Below are 13087 nucleotides of genomic sequence, written 5' to 3'. Positions count from 1 at the left end.
TAAATGGTTAGCCTTACAATATTGGATGGTGGAATGGGGCGAGAGCTTAAACGCATTGGCGCCCCTTTTTCTCAGCCTCTATGGAGTGCGCAAGCACTGATCGAGTCTCCACAGCATGTTAAGCAAGCGCATCAAGGTTTTATAGAAGCTGGCGCGCAGATCATTACTGTGAATAGCTACGCTTGTGTGCCGTTTCATTTAGGTGAAGCGCTTTATGCAGAACAAGGCCAAGTACTGGCAGAAAAAGCTGCGCAGCTTGCCCGCGAAGTGGCGCAAGAATCAGAGAAAAAAATTTTGGTTGCAGGTGCACTTCCGCCGGCGTTTGGTTCATATCGTCCAGATTTTTTTGATGAGCAAAGAGCGTACGAAATCATTACCAGCTTGGCTGAAGCTCAGCAGGCATATGTTGATATTTGGTTAGCTGAAACTATTGCAAGCCTTGGTGAGGCGAGAGTCATCACTAAGGTATTAGCGAATTCTAAAAAACCGGTATACCTATCTTTCACCTTGCAAGATGACACTGAGCAATCACCATCTCTCCGTTCGGGAGAGTCAGTTACGGAGGCAGTGGAAGAATTACTTGACGCCAATGTCGATGGTATTTTCTTTAACTGTTCTATCCCAGAGGTTATCGAAAATGCTATCAAAGAAGTGAACAAAGTAATGAAGCACAATGATAAGCCTTTTATTATTGGGGTATATGCTAACAGCTTTGCACCAATAAAATCTGACCATCAGGCCAATGATTCACTGCAGGCAATTAGACACTTTTCACCCTCAGAATATCTTGAATATGCTCAAAGATGGTACGAGTTAGGGGCGCACGTTATTGGGGGATGCTGTGGTATTGAGCCGATCCATGTCCAAGCTCTAGCACAGTGGAGAGACAGTCTTGAAGAATCTTAATTTAGGATTGGCTATCCCTGCTATTGTAACTGTTTTGTTTATTCTACTTGTTTCCTCTTTGTATCCTGATCAAGCTCAAGATATGGCAGGCAATGCGATGACTTTTGTCACCGACTGGTTTGGTTGGTTAGTGCAGCTTGTTAGTTTGGCATTGGTTGGTTTTTTGCTTTGGCTCGCTTTCTCGAAATATGGAGATATCCGCTTAGGAGATGATAAACCTGAATACTCTAATTTCTCGTATGGAGGGATGATTTTTACTGCTGGAGTAGGAGCATCTTTGATTTATTGGGGTATTGGTGAACCCATGTACTATTTACAATCGCCTCCTCTTTTTGCAGAAGCTAATAGTTATACTGCCGCCGCTTGGTCTGTAACTTATTCTATTTTCCATTGGGGTGTCACAGGGTGGGCGATTTATTGTTTCCCTGCGATTCCGTTTGCCTATGCCTTCTATGTTAAAAAGAAACGCACTTTAAAGCTTTCTACCTTATGTGAGCCAGTACTAGGTCGTAATAAATACGTGGCTAAATCCATAGATTTACTGGCGATTTTTGGTACTTTGGCAGCATTTGCAAGTTCATTGGCGTTGACGGTAACTTTGCTTAGTGCTGGTGCTGCTGAGTTGTTTGGTGTAGAGAATAATCTTGTTCTACAGGGGAGCATCATAGTGCTGTTTGTTTTGGTCTTATTTGCTGTCACCTTGGTGGGATTTAATAAGGGTATAAGCAAGGTATCTGATTATACAGTGATCTCGGCGATTATATTCGCTTTGTTTGTTTTGTTCTCATCCAATGTACAATTTATTTTAAACAATCTCACCGATTCTTTGGGGGTAATGTTAGATAGTTTTTTTCGTATGTCACTTTGGACTGATCCTGTGCAGCAAAGTGGCTTCCCGCAAGCATGGACACAATATTATTGGTTTTGGTATTACGCTTACCTGATAATGATGGGGCTTTTCATTACTCGCATATCAAGAGGGCGGACAATACGTGAAATGATTTTGTATGCGATTTCAATGGGTTCTCTTGGTTGTACTTTTTTTATTTCAATTTTTGGCGGTTACGCGGTATGGGCTCAGCTATTAGGTGGCTACCCTGTACAAGAATGGATGAGTAGTGGTGGGCAAACTTTCGCAGTTGTTTCCCTAATTCAAACGTTACCAGCAAAGAATCTGGTTCTCTCTTTGTTTTTGATAATCCAGTTTTTTTTAATGCTCACTACCATGTCTAGTGCGAGCGTAGCGACTTCTATGCTGACCACAAACCGATTGTCCATAAATGGGGATCCTGACATTAAGGTAAAGCTACTTTGGGCTGGAGCCATTGCTTTGATTAGCTTTAGTGTGTTTTTGACAGGCGGTGGTATCAATACCATAAAATCATTGTGTGTGGTGGCTGGGCTGCCGATGATGTTTATTTATGGGGTGTTAATTAAACAAATTATGATGGAATTAACTGGAAAGAGTGCGCGAGAGTATGATGTTGAAGAAGAGTTGAAACCCAAGGAGTTGATCGCTTAGTCGCAAAAATACCAAAAAGCGCTTTAACAATAGAGGTAGTTAAAACCAATTCTTGTTAAGATGAAATCTCTAAATGCAGTCCCCTAGGAGATTTCATGCTTAACTTTGTAACAGCGCAAGCCGTCATTGATCACGCTCTTTTTTTAGGCGCTGATTTTGCCGAGCTATTCGTTGAACATCACCAAACGAATACTGTTCAAATTGCTTCAAGTGAAGTAGATAAAGTCAACACAGGTATCGATTTTGGTATTGGTATCCGACTCTTTTTTGGTTATAAAGTTCTTTATGGTTACACCAACAGCACAGATGAGGCTGAATTAAAACGAGTGACTTCACTCCTTGCTGCCAAGGACAAACGCCAGCAAATTGTTTCATCAGGAGCACTGAATTTAAACTCATATCCAGCTCAACATGGTTGTAAAATGCCTCTTAGCCAAGATGCTAATCTAGATGCAAAGATTGCTTTTTTATTGGATGTTGATAAATCCGCACGCGCAGAAAGTGAGTTTATCAGCCAGTTTATTGGTAGTGTGCTTCAGCGTGAGCAGAAAATCTCTATCTTCAATTCTGAAGGTTTACAAGTTGATGATACCCGCCATTATATTCGTGTTGCAGGTAATACGGTTGCGCAGCAAGGTGATGAGCAAACTTCTGGTATGGAGGGGCCTGGTGCTCTATCTGGTTGGGAATTTAGTCAGCATTTGGATGCGAAAGAGCTTGGGCAAACCATAGCGCAGCAAGCACTGGTTAAATTGGGCGCAGATCCCTGCCCATCCGGAGAAATGCCAGTCGTAATTGGTAATGGTTTCGGAGGTGTCATTTTCCATGAAGCATGTGGCCACTTACTGGAGACGACAGCCGTTGCCAAGAAGGCGTCGGTATTTCATGACAAGATGGGTGAGATGATTGCACATTCTGCGGTCAGTGCTGTTGACGATGGCACTATGACCAACGAGTGGGGATCGATTCATGTTGATGATGAAGGCATGCCAACTAAACGCACTCAATTGATTAAAGATGGTAAGTTGACCAGTTTTATGGTCGATAAAATGGGTAGCCTGAAAACGGGTTATCAGCCGACAGGATCAGGCCGTCGCCAGAACTACAAGTTTGCTCCTGCGTCTAGGATGCGAAATACCTTTATTGAAGCAGGTGATCATTCTCTTGATGATATGCTAGCTGGAATAGAGCACGGTATTTACGCCAAAAAAATGGGTGGTGGCTCGGTTCAACCGGGCACAGGAGAATTTAACTTTGCGGTGCGAGAAGCTTATCTAATCGAAAACGGCAAAATTACCAAACCATTAAAAACAGCAACCCTTATTAGCACTGGCCCTAAAGTACTTAAAGAAATCAGTATGGTAGGCCAAGATATGGCCTTAGCACCGGGAATGTGCGGTTCAGTCAGTGGTTCTGTCCCGACGACCGTTGGGCAGCCTTCCCTTAAAGTGGATAATATTCTGGTTGGAGGTGGTAACTAATGAGTAGTGAACAACAACTTCTTAACTCGGTGGATTACGTTTTATCAGAAGCTAAACGGCAAGGCGCCGAAGCAGACGTGATTGTCAGTCGCAATAGCAGTTTCTCCCTTAAAGCAAACCAAGGCCAGTTAGATGAATATAAAGTCAGTTCTAGCCAGGTGCTTGGGGTGCGTGTTGTCAAAGATGCACGCGTTGCCACCAGTTACTCAGAATCCCTTGAACAAACCAGTTTGGATTTAATGCTAACCAACGCGTTAGAAAGTGCACGCTTTTCTAAGCAAGATGAACACCAAACGATTGCTTGTATAAACAGCCATATCCAATCCGATGCAGACGAAATTGCCCAGCCGGATACGGCGTTAGTTGATGATAAAATTCAATTAGCCGTCTCACTTGAGCAAGGGCTTGTCGATAAATCTGATGGAGTTAGCTCTCCTTACAATGGATACAGTGACGGTGAAGTTCAACTTATTATCGCTAATACTCAAGGAAGTTTGTGTCAGCACTTTGAGCGCTCATTCAATTGTTATGCCTATGCATTACTTGAAAAAGACGGTAAACAAGCCATGGCAGGTAAAATGTCAGTGGGTCGACGTTTTACTGATTTGAGCCCGGCATTATGTGTTGATGAAGGGTACAACCTGGCACGAGAATTACTTGATGGTTCGCCAATAGCAACAGGAAAGTACGCGGCTGTATTTTCCATTAATGCTTTAAGCAGTTTATTTGGCGCTTTTGGAAATGCATTTTCTGGTATGAGCGCGATGAAAGGTGTGACGCCACTTGCCGATAAGCTTGGTCAAAGTATTGCCAGCAATCTGATTTCTTTAACAGATGTAGCTTACACGCCAAATGGTATGTCGATTGCCAGCTTTGATAGTGAGGGTTTTGCTACGCAAGACAATGTATTGATTGCCGCTGGTGAGCTTAAGACTCTGCTACATAACAGCCATAGCGCAAGTTATTTTTGCGTGGTATCGACAGCTAGTGCTGCTCGAGGTGCAAAATCCAGTTTAGATGTCTCTGCAAACCATAAAATGATTGCACTTGGTCATAGTAGTACATCTGAAGTTCAAGCGGGTGAGTACTTGGAGTTGGTTGAATTGCAAGGTGTTCACTCTGGCGCAGATGTGGTCAGTGGGGACTTCTCGTTTGGTGCTAGTGGTTTCTTGTGCCGTGATGGGCAGCGTATTCAACCGGTGCGCGGAATAACCGTAGCTGGCAACTTCTACAAGATGTTGCAAGAAGTTGATGCAGTGGGTAGTACCCAAGATATCAATGATAGTCGGACTTTCTTCGCCCCAGAGATCAGATTTTCACGATTGAGTATTGGTGGTAAATAATCTGTATTTGTAAGAGGACTTGGTTAAGTCCTCTTTGCTATGGTTAGATTTTTGTTCTATTTAAATAGAGTGCTTTATGACGAACAACTGTAGTGTGACACGCCACCTGAAGCAAAAAACTCTAGTGGCCTTAAGCGGTAATACTTATCTTCCATCTGCTGTGATTGTTCACCATAAGGGTCTTGAAAAACCTCTTCCAACTCATGTATTAAAGTATAATCACCATTTTCTGCTAGCTGGTAGGCAGGCACAATTAACCACTCACGCCATGTGTATTTGGGGTTAATCTGGTTCATCTGTTTAGCGATAGCTTCCGGACTTGATGCTGAAGGTATTTTTTTTCGCCATGAGGTTAACCATTGTTGCCATTCTTCCGTAACTTCATCACTGGGCGCGGCGTAGAAACTGCTTTCAATGTCTGAGATGTTTTCGGGAATATTACAAAGCTCACGAAAAAAGAGTGTGTAGTCGACATGGGTTTTCATCATCAATGTGATAAGTTGGTTGAGTAACTTATGATCGAGTGTTTCTAGTCCAAGTTTATCTGCCCACATCTGGTTAATTTTAGTTTGAATCAACGGAGAGAAACCTTCACAGATCTTCGCTAGTTGCCTTTTCTGCTCTGGTGACGAATGCAAGAGCGGTTCTAATGCTACGCAGAACGTCTCGAAGTTTTTTTCCGCAGCTAAAGGTTGATTTAGAAAAGCGAAGTGGCGACCACCGCCAGTCCATGGTTGAAAATAAGGCTCAAAATACTCACAAAATCCAAATGGCCCATAATCTAGAGTAAACCCTCCAATAGCGCAGTTGTCGCTGTTAAAGTTACCTTGGCAATAGCCGACTCGAATCCAATTGGTGACTAAAGAAGTTAGTCTTTCTCGAAATGAACGGGCTAGAATTAATACCTTCTCCGTAAGTGGTAAAGTGTGATCAATCTCATCTCGATATTCTCGCTCGATTATATGGAGCGTAATCATTTCTAACTCTTTCAATGCATCAGAGTTAGTATGGCAGCGAGCCCGACGACTAAAGAGCTCAAGTTGTCCCACACGTAAGAAAGAGGGGGCGACTCGGGTTGTAATCGCAACCGGGTTAGACACCAGGATGTCAGGATTTTCAGAGCGAGTTCCTTCGCTATACCAAGGCCTGTCGACAGTTTCTGATTGTGATGCAAAAAGGCATAGAGAACGGGAAGACGGGATCCCAAGAGCATGCATGTATTCTTGAGCAAGATATTCTCGCACACTTGAACGAAGTACAGCCCTACCGTCGGCACCTCGACAGTATGGGGTTGGACCACCACCTTTTAACTGCATTTCCCAGCGCTTATTATTCAACATACCTTCAAATATTGAAATGGCTCGGCCGTCTCCGTAGCCATTCCCCGTTCCAAATGGGCACTGTTGTATGTATTCAGTACCAAAGATAGAGAGAGCATAGCCCGTCGCCCAGCCAGTATTTTTCATTGGTTCAGGAGCATTATCCATATCACCAGAAAACAGTCGTTTGAAGTCTTTTGATTTGGCTAGATCATCACTTAGTCCAAGTTCTTCAAAGAATGTGGTACTGTGACTTACATAAACAGGCTCAGCAATAGGGGTGGGTGTTACGGGAACATAATGCCCAGAGAATATTTGCCTTGAGAGATGATCCTCTCCATTCACTGTTGCATCAGGGTCTGGTTTGAGAGTGTTTAGCAAAGAATAATCTACTGCCGCAGCAAGACTCTCGATGTGCACCAGGCAATTTGAGATTTGGATGTCTTTCGGTTTGCTCATCGTCTTAATGCTCCAATGATGAATCTGACTTACTAGCCATGATACGTTTCTATTGATAAAAAGGCATCAATCATTGACCTAATGTTTTTTTAAAGACGTACAATGAGTTGATAAATCAAACACTCTTAATCTGTGGATTATATATGAACAAAATCAACCCAGCTAAGCTTCGCAATAGTAAATGGACCGCAGTTACGCCTTTGAAACGAGAAAAGCACTTTTTGGTAACAGAAGCGGAGTATGATGATGAAGGCCGTATATTATCCTGCACTTTGCAAGCAATACTGTCGAAAAATGACTATCTCATTGATTGGAATAAGTTAAAAGACTCAAGCCAATGGCTATATGGCTGGAAGTAGTGTTAACAGCAGTTCAGTGGTAAATTAGATTATTAATTACAGCTACTAAAAATTGTTATGGTGAAATGGCCTTGTTTACTCAAACTAGAAGGGGATCCTGAGCTTATTGTTCTCGCTTGCGAGCAAGCTTTATTCCGCGAACTTGACGGTCTGATTTGCAGCTATTCCGATTGCCTGATTGATAGTTTTGGGCAGGTCTATCAATTCAAAACATCCCAACGCGGCTGTACCGTTGAATCACTTGATCTAATTCTCTCTCTTGAGCGTGTTACACAGCTTATTCAGGAGCACCAGTTTGTCCAAGCTGAAGTCTGCTTGACGAAAATTCAGTTCACTTCGATAATTGAAGCGATTCAGTCGCTAGCGTAAAAAACACAAGGACACATATCAAGAAAGTTAAAGATTTTTTGATGCCATAAACTTTAACTATGGTGAAACTAATCTTTTTTCTAGTGTGTCCTAAGTGTTGCTACTGATTACAAGTATTGGTTAAACCAATCCAGCTGTTTGGTTACTACCGATTCAAAGTGCTTACCAGAATAGACTTGATAATGTGTTGCTTCTTTTTCCACATACAAGGCTTTTGGTTCATTGGCATGGTCGAACAATACCCTTGATTCTTCTAACGGGTTTACACCATCGTCTTCTGCCGCAACAATCATCAATGGCTTATTAAGATTTTTCAGCGCTTGTACTGGCTTATGATTTATTGTTTCCCAAACAGTGAGAAACGGAATCTTGATTGTCAGCGCAGGGAAGTCATCTTTGTATTTATTAAAGAAGTCCACTGATTGAACGTCACTTAATACTTTAGCAATGGGGACCATCATTTCTTTGCCAGTTTTTGCTTTTTTGTCACGCATGCGCTCAACTGTAGAGAGAAATTTATCTTTTTCTTCAGCAGACATTTCACCAGTAATGACAGTTTCGCCGTCAGCAAAGGTTAATTGGGCGATGACACATTTCACTTCTTCGCTCTGACTTGCTGCAATGATCGCATTTGCGCCACCAAATGAACTTCCCCATAAAGCGATACGGTTTGAATCAAGAGATGGCTCTTGTTTTGCCCAATCAATAGCAGCATGGATGTCTTCGATTTGTAGATCTGGGACTAGGCGCCCTTTCTCGCCTTCGCTTTCGCCAAATCCACGGTAATCGAATGTCAAAGCAGCGTATCCTTGATCAGAAAAACGCTTTGCAAAAGCTGGAAGCAGTAGCTCTTTTACACCACAAAAACCGTGGCAAAGAATAATTAAAGGTGCAGGCTTAGTTGTATTTTCTGGTAAGTATAAATGACCTGAAATTGAATAGTTTTGTGATTTAAATCCGATTGCTTGGTACATCTGTATTTCTCTTATCATGTATGTGTTGTTTTTATACATGATGCCATCACTTATTTCATTACGATGAGTGAATAAAAAAATAATTTCAATAGATGTATTTAATTGATGAATTGATAATTTAATCAATAATGGTTAATCTATACAGAGGCTTGTTTGTCTTATTTTTGATTCAATAATGACAATCGGAAGGTGACAAGCCTCCCGGAAAACCGTAATCTTAGTGCTTTGTTTTAACCATGTATAGGTCAAGTTGTGCAACCCAATAGTTTTAAATCTCGTTTTAGAGAGCTTTCTAAGTCGAGAAAAATGATACTTTTGAGTCTTCCTATTGTTGCCGCATTGGTTATATCTGCAACGAATAATTCCAGCCAGAACAAACGTATTATCCATCTTTCTTTACCTGAATCGAGTATCACAGGCAATCTGATGAATCAGACAGAAGTGATTAGTGATATACCAGATTATGAGTATGTCATTAAAAGAGGAGATAACTTGAGTACCATTTTCGATCAGTTGGGCTTTGGCTATACGGAACTGATGAAAGTGATGGAAACGGACCTAAACTATCTGGCATTAGATACTTTAAGACCAGGAAATACATTGAGGTTCTGGCGGGATATAGATACCAAACGTTTAGCTAAAATGGAATTGGAATTTAGTATTGTTGAGCGGGCGGTATATCGTTTACTTGATGATGGAAGTTTTACGTTTAATACGGTCAAAATCCCTAGCATATGGAGAGAGCAAGCGCTAGTAGGAGAAATCGCAGGCAGCTTTTCTCAGTCTCTACACCGTGTTGGCCTTGGAATTAATGAAAATGAACAAATTGTAACGTTACTCAAAGATAAGCTTAACTTCTCTCGTGACTTGCGTGTCGGTGATGTATTTGAGGTTGTTCTTTCCAAGCAATATGTGGGTGAGCAAGATACGGGTAATCGTGAATTGCAAGCGATAAAGATTTATAATCGCGGCAGAGAAATAACAGCATATCTTCACTCTGATGGTCAATACTACGATAAGAATGGCAACAGTTTACAGCGTGCGTTTCAACGAAAACCTGTGGGCGGTAGTTATCGATTAAGCTCTAATTTTAATCCCACTCGCAAACATCCCGTTACTGGTCGTATTGCTCCTCATAATGGAACTGATTGGGCGACTCCTACGGGTACTCCAATTCAAGCTACAGGCGATGGAGTTGTTGTGATGACTCGCAAACATCCGTATGCGGGTAACTATGTTGTTATTCAACACGGAAGTCGCTATAAGACACGTTACCTTCACCTGAGTAAAATTTTAGTGAGTAAAGGGCAAAAAGTGTCACGTGGGCAACGAATAGGTCTTTCTGGCGCAACGGGGCGTGTTACTGGCCCACATATTCATTATGAGTTGATTGATCGCGGACGAGCAGTAAATGCTATGACTGCAAATATTCCTATGGCGAGTTCAGTATCAAAGAATGAAATGGTGGCATTTAAAGCACGTCGAGATGAGTTAGATACAATGTTGAGACAGCAAGAAATTCAACTGGCAAGTAAGATGGAGTCTGAAAAACCAACCAGTTAAAGATTAGGCAAGTCATAGATAGTATTCTCTTGCATTAGAACAAGGTCATGGATTTATCCTAGTTTTATCAAACTAAACGCACACATTACTTAAATCAATGTGTGCGTTTTTTATGGTCTCTAATAAACTTAATGCTGATGCCACAAAGTATTGCTTTGAGAAATACAAAAAATATTCATAATTTGATGTAAATGAAGCTTATTTGTGCTTTGTATTACCACAATTGGTGATTTTTCGCCTAGAATTATTGATTGAAACGACAATTAGGATTTGTTTTATGAAAACTTTGCAAAAACTGCCGACAAAGATGCTGATTTTTGGTGCACTTACCGTCATTATTGTGGGCTTTACTTCAATTGCCATTCTTGCCAGCCAGTCAAATCAGAATGTGATCACTAGTCAAGAACAAGTTTCTAAGACCTATATGATAAAAGGCAAGATTGATAGCTTACTTGAGCAAATTCTAAATATTGAAACAGGTTTTCGCGGTTATATGCTAACGAAATCTCAGTCCTCTTTGATGCCCTATAAAATAGGTATTGAAAACATCAAAAAAGATATGCAGTACTTGGCTGGTATTTTTATCAACAACCCGACGGACGTGCAAACAAAAAGGCTAAATGAGATTAGAAACCTCTATGAGGAGTGGCTTAGCGTTGAAATTGATAAGGGAATCAAGCTGAGAACATCTGTTAGTGACACCGAAGTCTTAGATTTCATTCAGCAAGATCGTAGAAAATACGTGGATGATATGCGTGTCATCTTCGAGAAAATTGTTGGAGCGGAAGATGAATTCTTACAGACGCGTTATACAGCGCTCAAATCTTCGCTATCTTCTTCAGTGTTTAATGTGATTGTGCTGTCGATAATATCTTGTGTCGTATCAGGTGTATTTTTGATGATTATTAATAATTTACTGTCGAGTAACATCAGTGAAATGTCTCAAGCAATAAGGCAACTCGCCAAAGGTACACTAAAACCTTTAGTTCTGACACCTTCAAAAAACGAATTTTTCAAAATAAAGCAGACCTACAACCAGTCTATTGAGCAACTTTCTCAGTTGATTAGAGAATTGACTGATTCGTCGGACAACACCAGTGCGGCTTCTAGCCACTTAACGCAACTAATGCAAAATACAGCAGATAATACTCAGGATGTGCTTAATCGGGTTGAAAGTATATCGACGGCTATCAATGAGTTATCTAGTACATCTAAAGAAGTGTCATCTAACGCTGTACAAGCTGAGGAAGAAACGAAGAAAGCGATCAGTAATGTGAAGGATGGTAACACAGCATTGGATAAATCAATTGTATTGACACAGAACATTAACAAGTCAGTGCAAGAAACAGCAAGTATGATCGAGGAATTAAAAAATAGTGCAGTCAACATTGGAGAAGTCACTAATGTTATCAGTTCTATTTCTGAGCAGACTAACTTGCTTGCCTTGAATGCCGCAATTGAAGCCGCTCGTGCAGGAGATCAGGGTCGCGGTTTCGCTGTTGTAGCTGATGAAGTTCGCCAACTCGCGGGCAAGACACAAGAATCGACACAAAATATTCAAGAGATCATTACTAAACTTCAAGAGCAATCAGAAAAAGCGAATAATAATATGATTGCTAATGTTGCTTCGATACAAGAATCAGTAGATTTGTCTGATAATGTTAAGTCGTCTTTCGATGATATTGCTGGTTCAGTGGAAACTATTTCTGGCATCAATACGCTTGTTGCTACAGCCTCTCAAGAGCAATATAGTGTGACTGAGGAGATTTCCCAAAGTACTGTAGCTATGTTTGATTTGGTCAATGAGAACGTTGGTGCTGTTGATCAAGCGAAGTCATCAGCGACAGAGCTCGCATCACTGGCAGACAAACAGAACACAGAACTTTCGTTTTTTAAAGTTGAGAAAAATTAGGAAAAATACAAGCCGAATGTAAATTAAAGCTCATCAGCTATTTGGTTGTTGAGCTTTTTAGCATATTTAATCACTGCATTGTAGGGAAGGAATGACTTTTCGATAATCTGGTTAGATGAAAAGCGAGCAATACCTAAATTGAGTCACTTATGAGCGAGGCTCAAACCATTCATTGGGTACTTTTACTGCGATAATAGTACTTTGGCAGCATAAATCTCCGCCAGAAAATAGGTCACAATTTAACATGATTTTATGGTCTTTTGCCTCAGATATTGATGCGATTAACTGTACATCACTATCTATGGGAACAGGCTTTAAAAACTTGATGTCCAGATTTCCTGTTGCGAACCACACAGTTTCACCTATACCAATATTTCTGCTACGCATTTTATACCCTTTGGCAATGGCAGTACATACACAATGACAATCAATGATGGTTGAAATGATACCGCCATTGAGAAAATGCAACGGTCCGGCGCTATGATGTTGTAGGGGAGTAAAACTGCAGACCGATTCGTTTTCACCATTCCAATAGCTATGAATTTTTAATCCTTGCTCATTCTGAGGACCACATCCAAAGCAATGGTTATTGGGTATTTGTTCTTGAAACGACTTTTTGGGTTCCATTTGTACTCCTCAGCTATTGGTGCCATAAATTTCAGTTGTTTACCATCCACCCTAGTTAAGCATGTGTTATATATTCTTCAAGTTTAAAATACGATTTTGTGATGTTTTACAGTTGCTTTCCGCTATCTTTGATGGCCAAAACAGCATATTTGTCCAGATGGTATGCTGTATATAGATAAGTCTTTTTATGTGGGTTAAATGTTATGAAAGTGTTAGTTTAGTCAATAGGAGTTATCTCAAACTTTAGGGAATA

At 40.9% G+C, this 13087-nt stretch carries 11 protein-coding genes; 8 read left to right on the top strand and 3 right to left on the bottom strand.

Annotated elements, in window-relative coordinates:
* Positions 1-3 precede the first annotated feature (3 nt).
* The 4 genes from OCV27_RS15665 (at position 4) to OCV27_RS15650 (ending at position 5252) form a co-directional block, all read left to right on the top strand.
* The gene (locus OCV27_RS15665) at positions 4-906 is read left to right on the top strand and encodes a homocysteine S-methyltransferase family protein (protein ID WP_125322117.1); all 903 of its coding nucleotides are present in this window, start codon (positions 4-6) and stop codon (positions 904-906) included.
* Positions 893-2428, top strand: coding sequence for a BCCT family transporter (locus OCV27_RS15660; RefSeq protein ID WP_125322119.1), 1536 nt, complete (start codon positions 893-895; stop codon positions 2426-2428). The genes OCV27_RS15665 and OCV27_RS15660 overlap by 14 nt, the downstream gene beginning before the upstream one ends.
* Before the next feature lie 95 nt (positions 2429-2523).
* Positions 2524-3909, top strand: a complete 1386-nt coding sequence (locus tag OCV27_RS15655) for a TldD/PmbA family protein (RefSeq protein ID WP_125322121.1) — start codon at positions 2524-2526, stop codon at positions 3907-3909.
* Entirely contained in the window at positions 3909-5252 is a 1344-nt protein-coding gene (locus OCV27_RS15650) for a TldD/PmbA family protein (protein ID WP_125322123.1), read from the top strand. Before OCV27_RS15655 ends, OCV27_RS15650 begins: the two co-directional genes overlap by 1 nt.
* A 74-nt stretch (positions 5253-5326) precedes the next feature.
* Here OCV27_RS15650 and OCV27_RS15645 read toward each other — a convergent pair whose 3' ends face one another.
* Positions 5327-7030, bottom strand: a complete 1704-nt coding sequence (locus OCV27_RS15645; RefSeq protein WP_125322125.1) for a protein adenylyltransferase SelO — start codon at positions 7028-7030, stop codon at positions 5327-5329.
* Between the two features lie 143 nt (positions 7031-7173).
* Here OCV27_RS15645 and OCV27_RS15640 point away from each other — a divergent pair, with 143 nt between their 5' ends.
* Both OCV27_RS15640 and OCV27_RS15635 read left to right on the top strand, forming a co-directional pair.
* Positions 7174-7389, top strand: coding sequence for a TIGR02450 family Trp-rich protein (locus OCV27_RS15640; RefSeq protein ID WP_125322127.1), 216 nt, complete (start codon positions 7174-7176; stop codon positions 7387-7389).
* Positions 7390-7446: 57 nt separating this feature from the next.
* Positions 7447-7758 (top strand): DUF4144 family protein, encoded by a 312-nt coding sequence (locus OCV27_RS15635; protein WP_125322129.1) that lies wholly within the window; start codon positions 7447-7449, stop codon positions 7756-7758.
* 107 nt (positions 7759-7865) lie between these two features.
* Here OCV27_RS15635 and uilS read toward each other — a convergent pair whose 3' ends face one another.
* A complete protein-coding gene (uilS, locus tag OCV27_RS15630; RefSeq protein WP_245986770.1) occupies positions 7866-8771 on the bottom strand; it encodes a UilS family quorum-quenching N-acyl-homoserine lactonase in 906 nt (301 codons plus the stop codon).
* Between the two features lie 267 nt (positions 8772-9038).
* Here uilS and OCV27_RS15625 point away from each other — a divergent pair, with 267 nt between their 5' ends.
* Entirely contained in the window at positions 9039-10295 is a 1257-nt protein-coding gene (locus OCV27_RS15625; RefSeq protein ID WP_125322136.1) for a peptidoglycan DD-metalloendopeptidase family protein, read from the top strand.
* A gap of 277 nt (positions 10296-10572) precedes the next feature.
* Positions 10573-12207: a methyl-accepting chemotaxis protein gene (locus OCV27_RS15620; protein ID WP_125322130.1), complete on the top strand. Its 1635-nt coding sequence runs from the start codon at positions 10573-10575 to the stop codon at positions 12205-12207.
* A 147-nt stretch (positions 12208-12354) separates the two neighbouring features.
* Here the strand turns inward: OCV27_RS15620 and OCV27_RS15615 are convergent, their stop codons facing one another.
* A complete protein-coding gene (locus OCV27_RS15615; RefSeq protein WP_125322131.1) occupies positions 12355-12834 on the bottom strand; it encodes a PaaI family thioesterase in 480 nt (159 codons plus the stop codon).
* Positions 12835-13087: the final 253 nt, after the last annotated feature.

Source organism: Vibrio pectenicida, assembly GCA_024347015.1.
In the GTDB taxonomy this organism is placed as follows: domain Bacteria; phylum Pseudomonadota; class Gammaproteobacteria; order Enterobacterales; family Vibrionaceae; genus Vibrio; species Vibrio pectenicida.
Note: the sequence above shows the minus strand (reverse complement) of the source record. Positions and strands in the feature narration are given on the sequence as shown.

Coding starts and splice junctions, on each gene's coding strand:
- OCV27_RS15665 (WP_125322117.1), top strand. CDS start 4: ATGGTTAGCCTTACAATATTGGATGGTGGAATGGGGCGAGAGCTTAAA.
- OCV27_RS15655 (WP_125322121.1), top strand. CDS start 2,524: ATGCTTAACTTTGTAACAGCGCAAGCCGTCATTGATCACGCTCTTTTT.
- OCV27_RS15650 (WP_125322123.1), top strand. CDS start 3,909: ATGAGTAGTGAACAACAACTTCTTAACTCGGTGGATTACGTTTTATCA.
- OCV27_RS15645 (WP_125322125.1), bottom strand. CDS start 7,030: ATGAGCAAACCGAAAGACATCCAAATCTCAAATTGCCTGGTGCACATC.
- OCV27_RS15640 (WP_125322127.1), top strand. CDS start 7,174: ATGAACAAAATCAACCCAGCTAAGCTTCGCAATAGTAAATGGACCGCA.
- OCV27_RS15635 (WP_125322129.1), top strand. CDS start 7,447: ATGGTGAAATGGCCTTGTTTACTCAAACTAGAAGGGGATCCTGAGCTT.
- uilS (WP_245986770.1), bottom strand. CDS start 8,771: ATGTATAAAAACAACACATACATGATAAGAGAAATACAGATGTACCAA.
- OCV27_RS15625 (WP_125322136.1), top strand. CDS start 9,039: ATGATACTTTTGAGTCTTCCTATTGTTGCCGCATTGGTTATATCTGCA.
- OCV27_RS15620 (WP_125322130.1), top strand. CDS start 10,573: ATGAAAACTTTGCAAAAACTGCCGACAAAGATGCTGATTTTTGGTGCA.
- OCV27_RS15615 (WP_125322131.1), bottom strand. CDS start 12,834: ATGGAACCCAAAAAGTCGTTTCAAGAACAAATACCCAATAACCATTGC.